Origin of the sequence: Sphingobacterium sp. 40-24, assembly GCF_001899705.1 — a bacterium.
Taxonomy (GTDB): domain Bacteria; phylum Bacteroidota; class Bacteroidia; order Sphingobacteriales; family Sphingobacteriaceae; genus Sphingobacterium; species Sphingobacterium multivorum.
The window spans coordinates 37,519-58,763 of record NZ_MKWH01000067.1; the positions used below are offsets into that span (position 1 = coordinate 37,519).

The window sequence follows — 21,245 nt, forward strand, 5'->3', positions numbered from 1 at the left end:
AGGTTCCGAGGGCTTCTTAAAATATATATGCTGATGAGACAAATCATTAAAATAATGACGACCGTGCTGCTGTCGGTCTTATGCTATTTAACAGGCTATGGGCAACTCAATAAGGGGCAGTCTGCCGAACGTGCGCAAAGAACGCTAGCTATTATTTATGCTAAGTATGGAAATACGAAAGACCAGTTGTTGACTGAGAAATATCCCTTCGACGAAACCTTTAAAGCAGACTATCTGGATAATCCCGAACAGGCGGCCGGGCAAAAGAAATATGCCTACCTATGGCCATTCTCGGGGAGCTTTTCCGCTGTAAATACATTGATGGAGCTCCCGAAGAACAAAGCTCTTTACCAAAAGATCCTAGACCAACGCGTGCTGCCGGGATTAATGGAATATAGGGATCATTCCAGGGAGCCCGTCGGTTATGCTTCCTATATCAATTCTGCTCCGGCATCAGACCGGTTTTATGATGATAACGTCTGGTTGGGTATTGACTTTACCGATAGTTATCTGCAGACAAAAAAGGTCGATTATCTCAAGCATGCGAAAGAGATCTGGGCTTTTGTAAAAAGCGGTGCGGATGACAAGCTCGGTGGTGGAATCTATTGGTGTGAACAGAAAAAGGAATCTAAAAATACCTGTTCCAATGCTCCAGCAGCAGTGTTTGCACTAAAGCTGTTTGAAGCAACTCAGGAGAAAGACTATCTGAATGAAGCACGACATTTATATGAATGGACAAAGGCAGGCCTGCAAGATCCTGCGGACAAGCTGTATTGGGATAATATTCAGCTCAATGGAAATATTGGTAAAGCCAAGTATTCCTATAATGCTGGACAGATGTTGCAAGCAGCAGTGTTGCTTTACAAACTGACCAAGGAAAAAAAATATCTGGTCGATGCCCAAGAGCTGGCAAAAGCTTGTTTAGCGTATTTTTTTCAGTCCAGGGACCAAGATACTTTTCCAGTGTTAAAGAATAGTAATGTATGGTTTCATGCTGTAATGATGAGAGGATATGTCAGTTTATTTGAACAGGATGGAAATAGAAAGTATCTGGACATTTTTGCGAAAAACCTAGACCGCGCATGGTATAAAATGAGGGATCACGACGGGCTGTTTGATGTCGACTGGGCTTTGGAGAAAAAGCAAAAATCCAAGTGGCTGTTAGATCAATGTGCTTTTGTGGAGATGTATGGACGTTTGGCGCGACTAGGATATTAATGTCATAATTTGCTGATGACAATAGGGGGAGGCGCGACCAAGTTCGATTGCTTCCATCGCGCGATGATTTAACTCCTGTTACAGGATGCTATTTCCGTTTGGGGCGATTGATTGAATAAGTGGTATTCCATTTGAAATAATTAAGTTTGTGGTATAGCGCTTATAAAAAATGCAATCTCTTTATTTCTATTGGTTACTTGTCTGTTCCTTCGTGGGTACGGCTGTTTTCGGGCAATCGCTGGATTATCCCTCTTTTCGCAATATTTCCTTGGGAACGAATGCAAATACAGTCCACTCTTTTGCACAGGATAGCTTGGGGATGCTTTGGCTGGGAAGTAACAATGGGTTATTTAATTATGATGGCTATGCGCTGCAGCCGCTCACTGGGACCAAATCTCCTTTTCAGACGTTCGTTTACTGTATTGCACTGATCGATAATAAATATTTCGCATTGGGGACAGGGCAGGGAGTATTGCTTTATAATTATCAGTTCGATCGTTTTGAATCTTTTCCGACAGGGGGACCTGTAGATGTCAGGTCTTTGCTCCTTGTTGGCGACACCTTGTGGATAGGTTCAATAAGTGGTTTGTATTGCTATAATACCAAGACACGTAAACTTATCGATTATCAGAATTCATTTCCAAAGAACAAATCAAAAACCGCCGTGTATGCACTGGAAAAGGTGGGCGATAGAATCTTAATCGGTACGTATAATGGACTTTTTGAATTAAATCCATCAAAAAAAGATATTGTTCCTCTACCGCTCCCAGATTATAGGCCGGGGAGTAATCAATTTGTGAATTCTATATTTTCTATTCCGGAATCGGCAAGTACCTATGTGGGAACTGAATATGGCCTGTATCGCTATAATACGAAGAACCATACACTTCAGAAAACTCCGGTATTACAAAATCATCCCATCAAAGCGATGGCTTCCAAAGATTCCAACACCTTGCTTGTCGGTACGGATGATGGTCTTTTTACGTAGCAGTTGGTCAAACGGATCAAACATGATTCCCGAAATAGAAACTCGCTGGCCAATAACATCGTGTGGAGTATCTTTAAGGATCGGTCGGAAAATATCTGGCTGGGTACAGACCTGGGATTTTCCTTATGGTCCAACCGTAAGGTGGAAAAAATACTGCCGATCTATCAATTGACTGCGAGCAGCGACGGCAATCGTTTTTATAAAATTAACAGGGATCGCAATGGCTGGTATTGGCTGGGCGGCGATAATGGTTTGATCCGTGTACGTGGGCTGGACGACAAAAATACGGAAAGCAGCTGGTACCGTATGGATGCCAAGACCTATCGTCTGGCACACAACCGTATCCGGGATATATTTGAGGATCATACGGGATTGGTGTGGATAGCCTCAGACGGCGGCGTCAATGTGTTTGATGCGCATAGGAAACAGTTTAAAACCTTTACAATTGTCGATGCCAGTGGAAGACGAAATGCGAAATGGTCGTACGACATCTTACAAGATGGACAGGATAATCTCTGGGTGGCCTCCTATATGGGGGGAATATTTGTCGTCAGCCGAAGCCGTTTATTGGAGGCGACGGGCCCAGTCATAGCAAGCCGTAATTTCAGTAAAGCTGACGGTCTTCTGGAAGATTTTGCCAATCAGATCGTTGACAATGGTAGGGGGAAGATCTTGGCGCTGTTCTATAATAAGGGGATCAGTAGCATTGATGTGGCCACAGGGAAAATAACGGAACTTAAAGACAGCGCTGGGCATGCATTGGATCAGGCGACCTTTATGCTGAAGGATGGGCAGCATACGGTGTGGGTAGGGGAACATGGCGAATTGAGGCGTATTGCTCCGGACGGGAAAAATACATTGGTTCGTTTTGATCCTGTTGGTAAAGGAGAAGTAACTGCCATGGCCGAGGTCAAAGAAAGCATCTGGCTGGCAACAAGTACTGGGGTATGGCAGGTTAATAAGCAGAGTTTAAAAACTGAATTGTTAAGATACGGACAAAGGATATCCTCAATGTACTACGATGCCGAGCGGGAACAAGTGGTGCTGGGCGGAATTGATGAGGTGGTCCTGTTGCCCGCGCAAAATGATCTAGCGGATCTGGATGGTTCCAAAAAGATTGTGCTCACCGCAATGTATGTCAATAATGAACGTTTCGGTAATTACGACTATGGCTTACGGTATAAAAACGAGATCACTTTGGCGCATGATCAGAATAACCTCCGGCTTGAATTTTCCGATTTGGATTATGGAAATCATTTGGGCTATCGCCTAGCTTATGCTTTTAAAGGAAAAAATGAAACCTGGATTCCGATGGAACGGGGTGATAACAAAGTGCTTCTGTCCAACTTAAGTTCGGGTAACTACGACCTTCAGTTGGCTAAAGTGGATGTCGCCGGTCATGTTGTGTCGGAGATTTATACCTACCATATTCAGATCCGTTATCCATGGTATGCAAGCTATTGGGCTAAAGCTGCTTACGTCCTCATTGTTGTTTTCCTGCTATTTTGGGTCGTCAATTTTTTCAGGGTTCGCAGTACGCTAAAATGGGAAAGGCGCGAACGGAGAAAGGTACTTGAGCTCACAAAGATGAAAATGGACTTCCTGACAGCTGTGTCGCATGAGCTGAAAACCCCGTTGAGCCTGATTTTGGCCCCTATCAGCCAAATGATGCGGCAGACAAAGAACAGTGACAAAAAGAAGCAGCTGGATGGTGTTCATCGAAATGCCTTAAAAATAAGCCATCTCATCCAGGAATTGATGACTTTTGATCAGGTCGAGCAGCAACAGACGCCCTTGCAGGGCCTGCTTACCTCTCAGATGGATCTGGTCGCCTATAGCAGACAAATTATAGCTGACTGGCAGCAGGTGCCTGAGTACAGTACCGTCCATATTGACTTTGTTACCGATGTAGAGAGCTTTTTTATACAGACCGATGTAGCCAAACTGGGATCGATTCTCAACAACCTCATCGCTAATGCCTGTAAGTATAATCGTCCGGAGGGTAGCGTGGAACTGCAGCTGAAAGTAATTGGTCCGGATGTCAAGCTTATCGTTCGGGATACGGGAATTGGTATAGCACCCGAAGACCTGCCTTATGTCTTCAGCAAATTCTATCGTTCTTCCCTGAAAGAAGTGAGTGCTGTACAGGGGACGGGCGTTGGTCTGTACCTGGTCAAAAGTTATTGTGAGCAGTTGGGCTGGAGCGTTGATATAGCGAGCGATCAAAAGGGCACAGCCGTAACGCTTAGTTGGAAACATGACCATGTAAACGATAAGGATGAGACCGATAGCATACCGGTAGGGGCTAAACGAAAACTACTGATCGTCGAAGATAATGCCGAACTCGCTGATTTTTTACGAAATGCCATGCAGCCACATTACGATTGCCGCATTGTGAGTGATGGTAGCGAGGGCTTACGCTTGATCGACGGACATACTTTTGTGCCCGACATTATTCTCACTGATGCCATGATGCCCGATATGGGGGGAATTGAAATGGTGAAAAAACTACGACAAAATATCGTGACGGCAACCATTCCGATCATTTTGCTGACAGCACAAAACGATGAGCTGATCAGACGCGAGTGGGTTGCCGTCGGCATAGATGCTTATATGGCGAAACCTTTTGATCTGGACTTGCTCCAGATACAGCTATTGCAGCTCTTGGATAGGAAAGATAAGATTGTCGCTCAATTGCGTATCGACGAAATCAGTAAACCCACAGAAGCAATAGCTGTACATTCACCGGATGAAAAATTTCTGACCAATGTGACACAGCTGATCGAAGAAAATTTGGACGATTCGGAATTTTCGGTGCAGCGGCTCAGTGAGCTCACGGATGTCGCCGCCAGACAACTCCATCGTAAAATTAAGCAACTAACAGGCTATACACCGGTGGAGTATATACGCAGCATTCGTATCAAGAAAGCAGCGCTGTTATTACAGCAAAAAAAGTTTACCGTTTCCGAGGTGATGTATATGGTCGGATTCTCCAATGCTTCTTATTTCTCAAAATGTTTTCAATCGGAATTTGGGATGTCACCAAAGGTGTATATGGAAGGTTATTTGTAAGTGGTTGATTGTTAGTATTGTTTGTTGTTTTGGATGGTTGGGAATGTCCAATTTGTGTTGTTCTTTGTCCGATATGTGGCTTTAAAAAATAATCACGTTTGATAGGTTTGTAAGAGTAATAACCAAAAAATTATAAATCGATACAATCCATGCGTGTAATTATTTTATGCTGCTTTGCTCTCTTGGGCTATGTCAATTCTTACGCTCAATCGAAGGCTATTAAAAAGGTCCCTACAGTTTTTGTCGACCGTGAAGGTGTCATGCGCTGGTCCGACTCCAAAGCTGAAGCTTCATTTTATGGCGTCAATTATACCGTTCCTTTTGCCCATGCCTTTCGGGCTTTACACGATAAAGGCATCGATCGAAAGCGGGCTATTGATCGGGACGTTTATCACTTCGCCCGTTTGGGATATAACGCTTATCGTATCCATATTTGGGATGTAGAAATCTCCGATAAAAGTGGTAACCTGATCAGCAATGAACACCTTGATCTATTGGATTATCTACTTTTTAAACTTCAGGAAAGGGGAATTAGGATCCTGATTACGGGAATGACCAATTTTGGTAATGGTTATCCTGAAAGAAATATAAATACAGATGCATTTACGTATCATTATGATAAGTGTGCGGTTCATGCTAATCCACAGGCGATAGCTGCTCAAGAAAAATACATTACCCAGTTACTTCATCATGTCAACCCGTATACCGGAAATGCTTATCAGACGGACCCTTACATCATAGGCTTTGAAATAAATAATGAACCTTGCCATACAGGTGCCATTCAGACGACGTCGGACTATATCGGTCGAATGGTGAATGCCATGAAGAAAAGCGGGAATAAAAAACCGATTTTCTACAATGTAAGTCATAATATGGAACATGTTAAGGCTTATTTTGATGCTGATATACAAGGCACAACTTATCAATGGTATCCTGTGGGACTGGTTGCTGGACGGGAACGTCAGGGGAATTTTCTTCCTTACATTGATCAGTACAACATCCCTTTTTCAAACTTGAAAGGCTTCGCCAACAAAGCGAAAGCAGTTTACGAATATGATCCTGCTGATAATCTCTACAGCTATATGCATCCCGCGATGAGCCGCACATTTCGTTCGGCGGGATTTCAGTGGATCACTCAGTTTGCTTACGATCCGATGGATATTGCAGCCTACAATACCGAATATCAGACACATTATCTCAATTTGGCTTATACACCGGCAAAAGCACTGAGTACCATGATTGCTGCAGAGGTGGCTTATACGATACCGAGAAATAAAAAGTTTGAACAGTACCCTCAAGACACCCTATTTGGCGATTTTAGCGTTAGTTATGAGCAGGATCTCTCCCTGATGAATGCGCAGGATAAGTATTTTTACACCAATAATACGACGGTAAGGCCTTTAAATCCAGTGAAATTGCAACATATTGCCGGTCATGGCTCATCACCTGTGGTGGAGTACGGTGGATCTGGTGCTTATTTTTTAGATCGACTGGAAGATGGTCTATGGCGTTTGGAGGTTATGCCGGATGCAGAAAAAATCGCTGATCCTTTTGCCAAGCCATCGCTCGATCGGGAGGTGGTACATATCCTGTATCGGTCACAGATAATCGATATTCGGATTCCTGATCTAGGCGATCTGTTTACCGTCCGGTCACTGTTAGGGAAAAACAACAGCGATGAAGCTATTTCAGTCACTAAAACAAGTTTTAGTGTTAAGCCTGGCGTATATCTGTTAAAGCGTAAGAATCTCCAGCTGAAAAATAGCTGGCTAGCTTCCTCGCCCTGGAAAAATGGCCATTTGGGCGAATATTACGCGCCAAAAACGGAAGCGCTGAAGCAGCCTTTATTGATACACCAGCAGCCCGAAGTATTGGAAAAAGGGCGCTCTACCAAATTGCAGTTCCGTTATGTTTTTGAAAAACAGCCCGATTCCATTATTCTACAAACGGATCAGGTTTCGTTTTGGAAAGATCATAATCCCTACATCAAGTTGATCTCCACAGATAACTGTACCTATGAAGCGGACATCCCGGCATCCTTATTAGTCGGCAATGAATTGAAATATACAGCTACTGTGTTTGTGGGTGGTGAAAAAATTACTTACCCAGACAATCAGACTGGAGCCCCACTGGAATGGAATTATCGCGTCAATAGTTATTGGACCGTGGGCTTATATGAGCAGCGTGCGCCTATAGGGCTTTTTGAATCCTTCTCCAAAGTCTCTTCTTTGGAAACTTTCGCTATTCCGGAAACGGCTTACATGACTGCGCAACGGGAGCATCATGATCTCAGTAAAGTTCCTTTTTGGACGTATACCTTTCATGCCAAGGATTCGGGGGTACAGTATTTTTGGGTAAAAGATATCAAATCGACAATTGCTGAACGGCCTGCGGGTATCGCTGCTGCCACAAAGCTCTGTATACTCTTGAAACATGAGGGCGGGAATCCGCTACTGAATGCTGGGTTTGTGACAAAAAAAGGGTATACCTATGTGGATAATATAGCTATTGGGGCATCCGGTGAAACAGTGGTCCGTTTGGATCTAGCCGACCTAAAGCTTGTGCCTACGGCTTTGCTACCTGCTCCTTATCCTGTTTTTCTTGAACGTTTTTTTGAACCTACAGTTCCGGCTCAATTTGACAAAAGGGAGATCGAAAAACTAATCGTTTCAGGCGAAAAGATGGAAGGGGTGGCACTATCCATAGCTGCGATATGGCTCGAATAGCGATCAGCTGCTCAATGCCACCGATTAGTAGGGCATGGATAATAATCCGTCAGGCTGTAAGGATCAAGGTTTGTAGCAGGGTGATGCCCTAAAAAAACGCCGTCGTTTTTTTAGGGGAAGGCTTAACAAAGCGATAAGGAGTACAAAGAATATAATAAAGGGAAAGAAAACAATTATAAACACATCTAAATTTTAAACAATGAAGGGTTTTGCATTTAAAACAAGTTTATTGGGCTTGTCCTTGCTATCCTGTCTTGGGGAAACGCAGCTTTATGCTGCAACGAAGGGGGAAAGCAAGTGGATCGGGTCGATGCAACAACAGGATGTCCGTGGGGTGGTCCGCAACGAGCAAGGGCAGGTGATGGCAGGTGTTACTGTATTGGTGGCCGGAACTACGGTGGGCACTTCAACAGCGAGTGATGGCTCGTACCGTATCTCATTGCCCAAGGGTAAATCCCAGCTTCTATTCTCTGTTGTAGGCTACAGTAGCCAAACCTTGACGGTGGCAGGGGGAACATCCGTGGATGTCAGCATGGTGCCTGCGGGAAATGTGCTGGAAGAGCTCGTCATCGTAGGTTATGGTAGTACAACAAAAAAGGATCTAACCGGTGCCGTAAATACGGTCGGAAGCAAGGATTTCAACAGTGGACTTGTCGGCTCTCCCGAACAGCTGATCAATGGAAAAACAGCTGGTGTGCAGGTGATGTCCAACAGTGGTTCACCTTCTTCCGGGAGCACGATACGTATCCGTGGAGGAGCCTCCTTGAGTGCCAGCAACGATCCATTGATCGTATTGGATGGGGTACCGCTAGAGACTGGTGGTATTAGCGGCAATAGTGGCAATTTTCTCAGTCTGATCAATCCGAATGATATCGAAAGCATGACGGTGCTCAAAGATGCATCATCGACCGCAATATATGGATCCCGAGCGTCAAACGGGGTATTATTGATTACAACAAAGAAGGGTAAGGGAGATGCCTTGCGACTTTCTTTTTCTTCAATCGTGTCCATGCAGCAGGCTATGGGAGTGGCTGATATGATGTCGCGCGACGAGTTTGCCTCGCTGATCAACAGCAAAGGAAGCACTGCCCAAAAGGCTTTACTGGGCAATGCCTCAACAGATTGGCTGTCTGAGGTTTTTCAGGATGCCATCGGAACGGATAATAATTTAAGTCTACAGGGAAAGATCGGTAAAACCTTGCCTTTTCGTACATCGGTGGGCTATTATAATCAGCAAGGGACTTTGCGGACCGACAAAACGGAGCGCGTGACGGGCGCTTTGGTGTTAAATCCCATTTTTTTTAATAAACACCTGACCGTAAATTTAAATGTTAAAGGTGCCCATAACAACAACGGTTTTGCCAATACCGATGCGATATGGTCTGCTGTAGCGTTTAATCCAACGCAACCGATTTATTCTGGGGCAGATGCGTATGGCGGCTATTACGAGAGTTTGGATAATGCGGGCCTTCCGGCAACAGGTGCAAACCTCAATCCACTGGGATTGCTCAAGCAGGAAAAACACCGTAGCACAGTCAATAGAGCCGTGGGTAACCTTGACCTCGATTATAAATTCCATCCGCTGCCTGAATTGAAAGCGCACGTAACACTCGGATATGACTATGCCAAAGGAAATGGATCGAATCTTATTCCGGCAAGTGCGGCCAATAATTTTACGATTGGAGGCGCTTTTGACCGTTATGAACAGACGCTTAAAAATAAATTGTTTACAGGCTATCTAAACTATAATAAGTTCTTCCCGGAAATTAAAAGTACAATTGACCTGACAGCAGGTCACGATTATCAATATTGGAGTGCCCGACGGCCACCTATAGTATACTACAACGAAGCTGGTGATATACGCTCGACTGCTATTGCATCTGACGAAAGACATACCCTGATTTCCTGGTACGGACGGATCAATTACAATTACGATAGCCGTTATTTATTGACCGCTACGGTCCGTAAGGATGGAACTTCCCGATTCAGTCCCGAAAACCGCTGGGGGACATTTCCCTCAGTCGCCTTGGCCTGGCGTCTTTCGCAGGAGTCTTTCATGAAAGGAATCTCTTTCCTGGACGATCTAAAGCTCCGTGCGAGTTACGGTGTTACAGGGCAGCAGGAGGGAATCGGAAATTACGAATATTTGCCGGTATACAATTTGGGAACAGCCTATGCACAGTATCGTTTCGGCGATCAGTACCATCTGGTGTATAGACCATCGGTTTACAATCGGGACTTACGCTGGGAAACGACCAAAGCATTTAACTACGGCCTGGATTTCGCTTTGTGGAAAAACAGGGTGTCTGGTGCAATTGACTATTACACAAGAAAAACGCATGATCTATTGGCCAATGTGCCTGTAGCCGCAGGAACCAATTTTGACCAGAATGCGACTATTAACGTAGGTAATGTCGAAAGCAGTGGGTTCGAATTTCAACTGAATACCGTACCTATACAAAAGGATGATTTGCGCTGGGAAGTCAATTTCAATGCGACTAATCAACATACAAAAGTGACCAATATAGCTCTGGTGCAGGATGCGAATGCCGTGGGAACTTATGTGGGACCGAATGTCAGTGGTCGTGGTATCCAGATTCTGACAACGGGGTATCAGCCTTACATGTTTTATGTCTACAAACAGTTGTACAATGAGGCTGGCAAGCCGCTCGAAGGTGTATATGCGGATCTGAATGGTGATGGAGCGATCAACGAAAAAGACTTGTACCGCTATCAATCGCCGGCAGCAAAATGGCTCTTTGGTTTCAATACGCAGTTAACCTACAAAAAATGGACTGCAGCAACGACACTACGTGCAAATTTGGGTAACTACGTATTCAATAATACCAAAATGAACCTTAGTGCCTGGGAGACAGTTCAATATGTGGATGCGTCAATCAATAACTTACATCGGGATTACTTGAATACCCAATTCCAGACCAGACAATATTATTCGGATTATTATGTCGAAAATGCTTCCTTCCTTCGGATGGAAAACCTGTCGGTGAACTATAATTTTGGTCAGGTGGGTAAGATCTCCAATCTACGTGTGGGTGCAGTAGCTCAGAACGTTTTTATTGTGAGCAAATATAGCGGTATGGACCCTGAGGTTCCGAGTGGATTCGACAGCTCGTTCTACCCACGCTCAAGAACTTTCTCCCTGAGTCTCAATATGGATTTTTAATGGCTACCTCAAAAAAGAAAACTTATATAGCGATGAAAAATATAAAAAGATATTGTTTTGGATTGTTGGGTATAATCGCATTGCTGCAATCCTGTACAAAGGACTTAAACCAGTATCCTACTGTAGAAACGACTTCGGAGTCGGTATACACCTCTGTGGATGGTTACCGGGCTGTGCTTGCTAAATTGTATGCCTCATTTGCCGTTGCGGGCAATGGACGTGGTGATGCCGATCCGGATATGGCTGGCAGCACGGCTTCTTGGGGGTACCTTCGGGTGTATTTTAACTTACAGGAGGTACCGACTGATGAGGTGATCTATACATGGGCAGGAGGCGACAATATGACCGATATCCAGTATATGACCTGGGGAGCTTCCGATACCTGGGTCAATGCCATGTATTATCGGATCTATTATACGGTAGCGATCTGTAATGAATTTCTACGGAATGCAACAACAGAAAAGCTGGCGACTTTTAATTCTGCCGGGCAGGCACAAATTTTGGAGTTTGCAGCCGAAGCGCGTTTTCTGCGTGCATTGGCCTATAGTCATGCAATGGACCTTTATGGGAACGTTCCTTTTGTGACTGAAAAGGATCCGGTAGCTGCATTTTTTCCACCACGGATGACACGGGCTGATCTCTTTGCATTTATTGAAAAAGAATTGACAGAGGTCGCAACGATCTTACCGGAAGCACGTCAAAATGAGTATGGCCGGGTAAGCCGTGCCGCTGCCTGGTCCCTATTGGCCAAAAATTATCTGAATGCTCAAGTTTATACGGGCACAGCACGTAATGCCGAATGCCTGAACTATGCGAAAAAAGTGATTGATGCTGGATATTCCTTAAATGCGAACTATAAGCAGGTATTTAATGCTGATAATGATAAACGGACCAATGAAATTATTTTCCCGATAGAGGCCGATGTAGCGCATACAACAACATGGGGTGCGACAACGTATCTTGTCAACGGCCCTATTGTTGGAAGCATGAAATCATCGGATTACGGTGTGCTTTCCGGCTGGAATAGTTTTCGTACACTTCGCGAATTTGTGGCACTCTTTCAGGCGGAAGACAAAAGAGGTGATTTTTGGAAAAACGGCCAGTCCCTGGATGTCGAAGATCCCGCTGCCTCGAGTCAGGGATATGGGCTTGTTAAGTTTACAAATTTGAAAGATGATGGTACCTATACCACAGATGAAGGTTTGGTGAGTACTGATTTCCCGATGATCCGCCTGGCCGACGTGTATCTAATGTATGCTGAGGCTGTACTGCGCGGGGGCGGAGGAAGTGTACAGGAAGCGATCAGGTTGGTAAACAGTATCCGTCAGCGGGGATATGGCAGTTCGGCCGGAGCCATTGACCAGGCGCAGCTAACACTGGATTTTATCCTTGCAGAACGCGGGCGTGAACTGTTTTGGGAGTGTACGCGTCGCACAGACCTGATTCGATTTGGGAAATTTACCGGTAGCAATTACCTCTGGCAATGGAAAGGCGGTGACATGAACGGCCGCTCTGTGGATGCAAAATTCAATCTGTATCCGATTCCAACCACTGATATGAGCGCTAACCCGAATTTGATCCAAAATCCTGGCTACTAGCGACGACTGGCATTAATAACTAAATCTATGGGGATATCCTGCTATTTGAGCACACATGCTGCGGAGAGTATCCGGGTATTCCCATATGGACTTTTAAAGATAATGATACATATGAAACAATTGACACTCTATATCCTGGTGTTGCTTTTCGTTGCCTGTAAAAAGGAGGGTGGGACACCGGCTGTCAGTGGGATAAAACCTGCGGTATTGTACAGCAGTACAACAGAACTGGTCTTAAAATCTACTGACCGCAAGGCGGTGGCCCTGCAGCTTGTCTGGGATGAGGCGATTTTGGCTAGCGATGAACCAGTGGCTCAGTCGGCTTTAAAAAATAAAATAGAAATTGCTGCTGATCCATCTTTTTCTGCTGTCTCCAAAAGTATCGAACAGGTAGCAAGCTCGCTCAGCTATACGCATGAACAATTGAATAACCTTGTCACGGGAATGGGATTTTTGCCTGATGAAAAGAATGTGTTTTATGTCCGTATTGCTTCACGATTGGGAACCAATACAGATTGGCTCTACAGCAATGTGATTGCCCTTAATGTTACCGCTTACCAGCCCGTTGAGGATGCTGCCTATCTCTATCTATCGAATAAAGAGTTTACGCAATTTCCATGGAAATTGTGTTCGAGAAAGGAAGATGGTTTTTACGATGGTTTTGTGCGTCTCGACCAATGGTACAACTTCTATTTAACCAATGCGGAAAGCGCGAGTGCATCGCTCATCTATGGTTCTTATCCCCTGGATGGTAGCCAATATATCTTGTATAGCGGAGCTGATCGTTGGAATTGCTGGACGAGTAAAGGTGGATACTTATACTTGACAGCCGATGTCAACAAATTGGCCTGGAAAGAGACTTCCGTAGAATCCATGACGGTAACGGGCGATTTTAATGGTTGGAGTGCAACAGCAACACCAATGGTATATGACCAGACGGCGAAGGTTTGGAAAGCAAGCATCACGACAACGGCAGCCGAACAATGGGGAATTAAGGTATTGATCAATGGCAGCTGGACTTGGTTTTTTGGCGCAGCAGAGGGCGATGGAAACTGTGCCTTGTATACGGCCGATGGAACTGGCTTCGCTTATGATAAGATCGGTACACATACATTGATTCTTGATCTAAGCGATCCAAAACAATTCAAATATCATGTGGAATAAAATAGATAGGGACGGGTTCTTAAATGAAATAATCGGATGAAAAAAGTAAAAATAATGTTGACCCTGATAGGCTTGTGTTTGGGCTTGTCTGGCTGCAACGACAAAGATAATCTTAAGGTGGATGTACCTAAAACACATTTGGCAAAAGGTGCGGACGTGAGCTGGATTACTGAAATGGAAGCCTCAGGTGTGCAATTTTTTAATGCAGGAGGCAGCGCAGTGGATGGGCTGAAAATCTTGCGTGGACTGGGCATGGATGCGGTACGTCTGCGTGTTTGGGTAGATCCCCAACAAGGCTGGTGCAACAAGAATGACGTACTGGTCAAAGCTCGTCGGGCGCATCATCTGGGCATGCGTATTATGGTGGATTTTCATTACAGTGACACCTGGGCGGATCCGGGACAGCAGACAAAGCCTGCCGCATGGAAGGGCTTATCGTTTGATGGGTTAAAGAAGGCTGTTAGTGATCATACAACGGAAGTTCTTCAATTGCTAAAAGATAGTGGTATCTCGCCTGAATGGGTGCAGGTAGGTAATGAAACGGGCAATGGGATGCTTTGGGAAGATGGAAAAGCCTCTGTCAGTATGGCTAACTATGCCACATTGAATAATGCCGGCTATGATGCGGTAAAAGCGGTGTTTCCGGCGGCAAAAGTGATCGTACATCTGCATAATGGATTTGACAATAACTTGTTTCGTTGGATGTTCGACGGTCTGAAAAACAACGGTGGGAAATGGGATGTAATTGGCATGTCACTTTATCCGACCCCGGAAAACTGGGAAGAGCGCAATGCGGCCTGCATCAGCAACATCAACGATATGGTTGCCCGATACAATTCAGAAGTGATGATCTGCGAGGTGGGGATGAGCTGGGATGAAGCAGATAGTGCTGAAATATGGTTAAAGGAGCTTTTCAACGCGGTCAATAGTGTGCCCGATCAGAAAGTACTGGGTATATTCTATTGGGAGCCTTTGGCGTATGGTGGGTGGAATGGCTATACCCTAGGCGCATTTGACAATAATGGGCGCCCAACAAAAGCATTGAATGCTTTTAAATAAAGTATATTTAAGCCGCTGAATGACAATGAAAAAAATGAACTGTAGACTATAAACACATGAATTGATGATGAGATTATTACTGCGTACAACTTATTTTTTGTTTTTTTTATTCCTACTTGTTCCGGGCAATTCGTGCGGACAGTCTACACGCCAATCCTTCCTGTTGGAGAAAAACTGGCGTTTTTTTCAGGGTGAGGTTGTTCATGGGGAATCAGTAACATTGGATGATAAGGCCTGGAAAAAGGTCACTGTACCGCATGATTGGGCTATTTTCGGGCCCTTTGACCGGTCACACGATCTGCAGGATGTTGCGGTGACACAGAATGGAGAGAAAAAGGCAACAGTAAAAACGGGCCGTACTGGCGGTTTGCCTTATGTGGGGGTGGGTTGGTATCGTACCAAATTTGATATTCCACAATTCAATCCCTTCAATAAACGCGTGGTCCTGAAATTTGATGGTGCAATGAGTGAAGCCCGGGTCTTTGTCAATGGAAAGGAAGCCTGCTTTTGGCCCTATGGTTACAATGCTTTTCATTGTGATGTGACCGAATTGCTACATCCGGACGGGATGAATAATACAGTTGCTGTGCGGTTGGAAAATAAAGCGCAGTCATCACGCTGGTATCCCGGTGCTGGACTTTATCGCAATGTGCATGTAATCGTGACGGAGAAGATCCATGTACCTGTTTGGGGCACGTATATCACGACGCCTTTTGTATCGGACAGTCTAGCCTCAGTTAAGCTTGAAACCAGTTTAAAGAATGCCGATGGCAAGTTGGTACGAATGGTAACTGCGATTTTGGATGCGGCGGGGCAGGTGGTTGCGCAGAAGGAAAACCAACAAAAACTAAATTATGGCAAGCCTTTCGTGCAAAATCTTGAAGTGCTAAACCCTGCCCTCTGGAGCCCCGAACATCCAAATCTGTATCGGGCCTCCACGCAAGTATTTGTAGACGGCAAATTGACAGACAGTTTTGAAACCCGTTTTGGGATTCGGGAGGTTCGTATTATTGCCGACCGGGGATTTATGTTAAATGGAAAAATCCGAAAGTTTCAGGGTGTATGTAATCATCACGATCTTGGACCATTGGGGGCTGCAATCAATGTTTCGGCTCTTCGTTATCAATTGGAATTACTCAAAGATATGGGCTGCGATGCCATTCGTACGGCACATAATATGCCGGCTCCGGAATTAGTTGCCTTATGTGACGAATTGGGCTTTATGCTGATGATTGAACCTTTTGACGAATGGGATATTGCGAAATGTAAAAATGGATATCATCGATTTTTTGCGGATTGGGCCGAACGGGATATGGTCAACATGATTCGTCATTTTAGAAATAACCCTGCTGTCGTGATGTGGAGCATTGGAAATGAAGTGCCCACACAATGCAGTGCTGAAGGCTATAAAGTAGCTTCGTTTTTACAGGATATATGCCATCGTGAGGATCCGTCCCGACCAGTGACCTGCGGTATGGATCAGGTAAGCTGTGTGCTGGAAAATGGTTTTGCTAGTCTGTTGGATGTTCCGGGATTAAACTATCGCGCGCACCGTTACGAAGAGGCGTATGCCCGATTACCCCAAAATCTAGTGTTGGGTTCGGAAACGGCATCAACAGTGAGCTCAAGGGGCGTTTATAAATTTCCGGTGCTAAAAAAAGGTGATATGTTGTATTCCGATCATCAGTCGTCTTCTTACGATATGGAATATTGCTCTTGGTCCAACCTTCCGGATGAGGATTTTGCCCTGGCGGAAGATCATCATTGGACCATGGGGCAATTTGTCTGGACAGGCTTTGATTATCTTGGCGAACCTTCCCCTTACGATACAGATGCCTGGCCCAACCATAGTTCCATGTTCGGTATTATTGATCTGGCGAGCATTCCCAAAGACCGTTATTATCTGTACCGAAGTTTATGGAATAGAAATGAGCATACCCTGCATATACTTCCACATTGGACATGGCCTGAGCGTGTGGGAAAAGAGACCCCTGTCTTCGTGTACACAGATTATCCAAGTGCCGAACTTTTTATCAATGGGAAAAGTCAGGGAGTACAGCGCAAGAGTAAGGCTTCTTTACAGGAGCGTTACCGTCTCATGTGGATGAATACGGTATACGAACCCGGAGAAGTCAAAGTCGTAGCTTACGATGAATCTGGAAAACCAGCGGCCGAAAAAATAATCCGTACGGCGGGAAAACCCTTCAGGATTGAAATGGATGCAGTTCATGATTCCATTTCTGCTGATGGCCGTGCATTAGCCTACATCCGTGTCAAAGCAGTGGACAAAGCGGGGAACCTCTGCCCACGGGCCGCAGAACTGATCCAATTTGACGTAGTTGGCGATGGTACATTTAAAGCCTTGGCTAACGGTGATCCAACCAATCTGGAGGCTTTTCATAAACCGCAGATGCATTTATTCAATGGACAGCTTACCTTGATTGTTCAGGTAGGCGAAAAATCGGGAAAGATTCAGATCAAGGCGAAATGCAGAGGTTTAAAAGAGGGGGTATTAACTGTACAGACCATAAATTCTAAAACGTTTTGACCGTAGCTTTTGTTTAAATGATATCTTAGGTAAGTTAGTGAGTTGATTGTATTTTAACAAAAAGGCTAAATCGATATCGATCTAGCCTTTTTTGCGCATTATTTTCGCCTAATCTGTAGCTTGACACCTAGGGCGAGTCCAATGTAATCATCAAATTTAAGATACTTGTTCTGTACGCCGCTAACGAGGTAAAGATCGCTGGTATGAAGATCATAATAGAATTTTAGGCCTTCAAAATAAGAACTGTTGGATTTGATTTTATAGCTGAAGTCCTGTCCCAAAAAGATATTGATGCGTAGCCTGGTCGAAAACCGATAATAGCTATTCGGGTATTTGTCGGGTTCTTTATACCAAAATTGTTTACCCAAGGTCGTATTGAGATAAGCGCCGGTACGGAGGGGATGATAAGTAAACTGTTTATTGAGTTTAATTTCCCAAGGGGTATACGATTGACGCAGCGTTAAGGTAAGTTTAGCCCGGTCTGTATCATATTTCGGTACATAGCCAAGCAGGAAATCTGTCGACCACTGCTTGCGTCGGCCATAATCCCAGCCTGTTCCGGCAGAAAGCAGTCCTATGGATCCGGCGTATTGAAGCATATAACTTGATGGAACAAGGCTAAAGGCAGTTTTTTTTAGTTCTTTAGTGCTCATGTTTTCCGTTTTGATGCTGTCCGTTTTGATGCTATTCTCCCGAAGGGTGTCCGTTTTGTTGCCAGCCAAGCTTGTTCGTGGGAGATATTGGTTTTTGGCGCCCTGAGCCATATCGTGAACTGAAAAGAAAAGGGTAACAAGCGCGAAAGAACGTATTTTTGATTTAGTAAGAAACAAGTTCATGGGTATAGTGATCCTTAGTGATTGTAAAAATTAGAAATTGACGTTTACCGATATTCGGAGTACCGTAATAGATGATACCATCCTTAAAAATATCTTCTTCTTGATAGATATGATCGTGGCCATTGGTACAATAAAGGAGGTTGGGGAATTGTTTTATACTGTATTGGAAGACCGAAGCTACATTGTTGTTAAACTGATCGGATGTGGGTCTGGCATGCATGACGACCACTGTTTGTTCAAAACGTGTGGTATCTTTTTGACGCTCTTGCTCGATAAATGAAAAGTCGGGAACGGGATTGGAGTAATCTGATTCCAGCGCATTGGTATTTAGACATAAGAATTTTGTTTTACCTGCAATAAAACTATAATTGACTGTGCCAAACACTTGTTCGAAGATCTCTTCGCCATTGGCGAGACAATCGTGATTCCCCAAAAGGGCGACATAAGGCTGTTTCAGCTTTTCCAAAATATCACGCTGCCACAAAAATTCCTTGGTAAGTCCAAAATCGCTAATATCGCCGCCGTGTACAATAAAATCGATGTCATTTCTTTTATTGACTATTTTTACAAAATCGTCAAGTTCATCGTACCAGCGCTGCGAATCACTGATAAAAGCGTAGCGGATGGTATCCTGATTAGCATAATCATGTTCGATTTTGACGATATTATCTGCATTGATATGTTTTCTTCCATCGATTTTTCCTGAATAAGGGTGGATGTCAAACATGTTGCAACTGCTGGTAAGAAAAGAGAGCGAAGCTAGTGTGATGAATTTATAGCGCTTTTTCATTTGAATTCTTTATTGACTTTTTGAATCCAAAAGTAAGTTTTAGCGAACGAAAGCACAGTTTTTACATTTTATTATTACCCTGAAATGATATTAATGGGCGCTAGAAGGGGATTGCTGGGTATCTGGTTAGAACAAGCGATTGAATGGGATTATTTTCGCTACAAGTGCAAAAATTTGATCATGTAGAGCAGGACGAGGAGATGCTGCTTTGGAATACCCATGATATCTTTCAGCGCTTCCATGGCACGATTATTTAGTTTGTATAAGCTTTTGACAGATATGTTGGTCAGTACACTGATTTCTTCATAACTCAGTTCTTCGAAATACCGAAGAAAAATAACCTCTTTTTGTTTGCCAGTTAGCTGTTCTAATGCTTGAATTAGCTTTAAAGCTGTGGTCTGTTGTTCTTCAGCAGCGATATAAGTGGATTCGACATCATAGGTGAGCTGGAAATCATCTTTTTCGCCGAACGAGGAAAGTCTGCCGTCTCGCAATTGGGTATTCAGTAGGCTATTTTTTAAAGCGACAAGCAAATAATGTTTCGGATTGGAAATGCTTCGTAGCTTGCTCCGGTTTTCCCAAAACTTGATAAATACATCCTGAATGGAGTCTCTGACATAATCCTCGTCTTTTACCCGACGCATACCATATTCATATAGACTGGGTAATAACGCACGATAGATCTGCTCGAAAGCTTGTTTGTCGCCCTCAATGAATTCATTCCAGTATCGATCTATGGTGTTGTTCATCTCCGAATTTATACCATTAAATGAAATAGATCATTTGCTTCTCCAAAAATAGTAAAGATTTAATAACAATAATGAAACCCTTATTTTAAATAATAACACGAATAAATCATTACGTCTCACTGGTCCAAAAATAGGCTTTTGGACATTAATTTGCGTGCTAAATTATGAAATTGGTAAGTATTGAAATCATCTTTTGATTTTTTTTAAAAAAAATCAAAATCCATGGGATAAAATTTAATGTCCGTTTGTCTTGTATTTAACAAAGGCTTAATAATGGAGAAATATACGAATTACAGTACGCAGGATTTTTTGGATGATCTGGATTTTGTCCGCTTTGCCAAATATCCGGATCGGGATGATTTCGGGAATTGGAAAGTATGGCGTGCTACAAATCCAGAAAATGCTGCTGCATATGATGAAGCGCTCGCTTATATTCGTGCTTTGTATGGTATTTCGCGCATAAAACCTAGCCAGTTATTTGCGGAGAATCTGTTTCGCGATATTGAACGGGGCATAGCCGGAAACAGAAAGAAACGAAAAAATCAGATTATCCGTTTGTGGGCCGCAACTGTTGCTGCAGCTTCGGTAGCGCTTTTTATAACTGCAGCTTGGTATTACCAATCCATGATTGTGATACAGACCGGAAGCGGTGTCTTACAAACAGTGGTATTGCCTGATAGCAGTACTGTACATTTAAATGCGAATTCTTCTGTTGCTTATCGTCGTGCTTGGAAATGGTTGTCCAAACGCGAAGTATATACAACCGGCGAGGCTCTATTGGAGGTTAAACATCTCAACAAAGATACAACAGACATTCAGGCAGGGGAGCGCTTTATGGCCTACACCGGCGACATCACCGTGGAGGTGCTGGGAACTAAGTTTAATCTAAAAAATAGAGATCATAAAGTCATCGTATCGCTGCTAGAAGGGCGCATTGCACTACATAACCTCAAACATGCCGGTGAAACCAAAATCCTTGTACCAGGTGACGTCGTTGTCGACGGCGGCCAAGGCTTCCGTTATGTAGGTGTTGACAAAAAGGCTGCCCAACAGGCGGTTTCGTGGACACAGAAGACATTGACAGGCGAAAATTTAACGGTCGCCGACCTAACCAATGAGTTTCGCTATATGTATGGAAAAGAAATCATCATAAGTGATCCTGCACTTTTAAATCGAAAAATCGACGGTCGTATATCCCTGAATTCGCAGGAAAGTATTATCTATTCGATTGCAAATATCTTACAAGCTAATATACGGATGGAAAAAGATACCATCTACCTCGATCCAAAATAAGAAAAACACAATCAATCTAA

At 44.0% G+C, this 21,245-nt stretch carries 13 protein-coding genes; 10 read left to right on the forward strand and 3 right to left on the reverse strand.

Features of this window, described 5'->3' with window-relative positions; all coding sequences use genetic code 11:
- Positions 1–33 precede the first annotated feature (33 nt).
- The 9 genes from BGP15_RS25395 (at position 34) to BGP15_RS25435 (ending at position 17,557) form a co-directional block, all read left to right on the forward strand.
- Positions 34–1,218 (forward strand): glycoside hydrolase family 76 protein, encoded by a 1,185-nt coding sequence (locus BGP15_RS25395; protein WP_286771047.1) that lies wholly within the window; start codon positions 34–36, stop codon positions 1,216–1,218.
- A gap of 169 nt (positions 1,219–1,387) precedes the next feature.
- On the forward strand, positions 1,388–2,206 hold the full coding sequence (locus BGP15_RS25400; protein WP_286771048.1) for a ligand-binding sensor domain-containing protein: 819 nt from the start codon (positions 1,388–1,390) through the stop codon (positions 2,204–2,206).
- Positions 2,207–2,209: 3 nt separating this feature from the next.
- Positions 2,210–5,278 (forward strand): hybrid sensor histidine kinase/response regulator transcription factor, encoded by a 3,069-nt coding sequence (locus BGP15_RS25405; protein WP_286771049.1) that lies wholly within the window; start codon positions 2,210–2,212, stop codon positions 5,276–5,278.
- A 149-nt stretch (positions 5,279–5,427) separates the two neighbouring features.
- Positions 5,428–8,004: a glycoside hydrolase family 5 protein gene (locus BGP15_RS25410; RefSeq protein WP_286771050.1), complete on the forward strand. Its 2,577-nt coding sequence runs from the start codon at positions 5,428–5,430 to the stop codon at positions 8,002–8,004.
- Between the two features lie 199 nt (positions 8,005–8,203).
- Positions 8,204–11,188 (forward strand): SusC/RagA family TonB-linked outer membrane protein, encoded by a 2,985-nt coding sequence (locus BGP15_RS25415; protein ID WP_286771051.1) that lies wholly within the window; start codon positions 8,204–8,206, stop codon positions 11,186–11,188.
- 32 nt (positions 11,189–11,220) lie between these two features.
- Complete coding sequence (locus tag BGP15_RS25420) at positions 11,221–12,786, forward strand: RagB/SusD family nutrient uptake outer membrane protein (protein WP_286771052.1); 1,566 nt, start codon at positions 11,221–11,223, stop codon at positions 12,784–12,786.
- 111 nt (positions 12,787–12,897) lie between these two features.
- Positions 12,898–13,950, forward strand: coding sequence for a DUF5111 domain-containing protein (locus tag BGP15_RS25425; protein WP_286771053.1), 1,053 nt, complete (start codon positions 12,898–12,900; stop codon positions 13,948–13,950).
- A 36-nt stretch (positions 13,951–13,986) separates the two neighbouring features.
- Positions 13,987–15,009, forward strand: a complete 1,023-nt coding sequence (locus tag BGP15_RS25430; RefSeq protein WP_286771054.1) for a glycoside hydrolase family 53 protein — start codon at positions 13,987–13,989, stop codon at positions 15,007–15,009.
- Positions 15,010–15,073: 64 nt separating this feature from the next.
- On the forward strand, positions 15,074–17,557 hold the full coding sequence (locus BGP15_RS25435) for a glycoside hydrolase family 2 TIM barrel-domain containing protein (protein WP_286771055.1): 2,484 nt from the start codon (positions 15,074–15,076) through the stop codon (positions 17,555–17,557).
- 98 nt (positions 17,558–17,655) lie between these two features.
- On the opposite strand, the gene BGP15_RS25440 is transcribed toward BGP15_RS25435, so the two are convergent.
- The 3 genes from BGP15_RS25440 to BGP15_RS25450 all read right to left on the reverse strand — a co-directional run bounded on the left by BGP15_RS25440 (position 17,656) and on the right by BGP15_RS25450 (position 19,932).
- Positions 17,656–18,393: a hypothetical protein gene (locus BGP15_RS25440; RefSeq protein ID WP_286771056.1), complete on the reverse strand. Its 738-nt coding sequence runs from the start codon at positions 18,391–18,393 to the stop codon at positions 17,656–17,658.
- Complete coding sequence (locus BGP15_RS25445) at positions 18,374–19,183, reverse strand: metallophosphoesterase family protein (protein ID WP_286771057.1); 810 nt, start codon at positions 19,181–19,183, stop codon at positions 18,374–18,376. Before BGP15_RS25445 ends, BGP15_RS25440 begins: the two co-directional genes overlap by 20 nt.
- 158 nt (positions 19,184–19,341) lie before the next feature.
- Complete coding sequence (locus tag BGP15_RS25450) at positions 19,342–19,932, reverse strand: RNA polymerase sigma factor (RefSeq protein WP_286771058.1); 591 nt, start codon at positions 19,930–19,932, stop codon at positions 19,342–19,344.
- A gap of 273 nt (positions 19,933–20,205) precedes the next feature.
- On the opposite strand from BGP15_RS25450, the gene BGP15_RS25455 reads away from it, so the two are divergent.
- Positions 20,206–21,225 (forward strand): FecR family protein, encoded by a 1,020-nt coding sequence (locus BGP15_RS25455; RefSeq protein ID WP_286771059.1) that lies wholly within the window; start codon positions 20,206–20,208, stop codon positions 21,223–21,225.
- Positions 21,226–21,245 lie beyond the last annotated feature (20 nt).

What these genes read in the sequence shown, in the direction of transcription:
- BGP15_RS25395 (WP_286771047.1), top strand. Translation starts at nt 34, where the DNA reads ATGAGACAAATCATTAAAATAATGACGACCGTGCTGCTGTCGGTCTTA.
- BGP15_RS25400 (WP_286771048.1), top strand. Translation starts at nt 1,388, where the DNA reads ATGCAATCTCTTTATTTCTATTGGTTACTTGTCTGTTCCTTCGTGGGT.
- BGP15_RS25410 (WP_286771050.1), top strand. Translation starts at nt 5,428, where the DNA reads ATGCGTGTAATTATTTTATGCTGCTTTGCTCTCTTGGGCTATGTCAAT.
- BGP15_RS25415 (WP_286771051.1), top strand. Translation starts at nt 8,204, where the DNA reads ATGAAGGGTTTTGCATTTAAAACAAGTTTATTGGGCTTGTCCTTGCTA.
- BGP15_RS25420 (WP_286771052.1), top strand. Translation starts at nt 11,221, where the DNA reads ATGAAAAATATAAAAAGATATTGTTTTGGATTGTTGGGTATAATCGCA.
- BGP15_RS25425 (WP_286771053.1), top strand. Translation starts at nt 12,898, where the DNA reads ATGAAACAATTGACACTCTATATCCTGGTGTTGCTTTTCGTTGCCTGT.
- BGP15_RS25430 (WP_286771054.1), top strand. Translation starts at nt 13,987, where the DNA reads ATGAAAAAAGTAAAAATAATGTTGACCCTGATAGGCTTGTGTTTGGGC.
- BGP15_RS25435 (WP_286771055.1), top strand. Translation starts at nt 15,074, where the DNA reads ATGATGAGATTATTACTGCGTACAACTTATTTTTTGTTTTTTTTATTC.
- BGP15_RS25440 (WP_286771056.1), bottom strand. Translation starts at nt 18,393, where the DNA reads ATGAACTTGTTTCTTACTAAATCAAAAATACGTTCTTTCGCGCTTGTT.
- BGP15_RS25445 (WP_286771057.1), bottom strand. Translation starts at nt 19,183, where the DNA reads ATGAAAAAGCGCTATAAATTCATCACACTAGCTTCGCTCTCTTTTCTT.
- BGP15_RS25450 (WP_286771058.1), bottom strand. Translation starts at nt 19,932, where the DNA reads ATGAACAACACCATAGATCGATACTGGAATGAATTCATTGAGGGCGAC.
- BGP15_RS25455 (WP_286771059.1), top strand. Translation starts at nt 20,206, where the DNA reads ATGGAGAAATATACGAATTACAGTACGCAGGATTTTTTGGATGATCTG.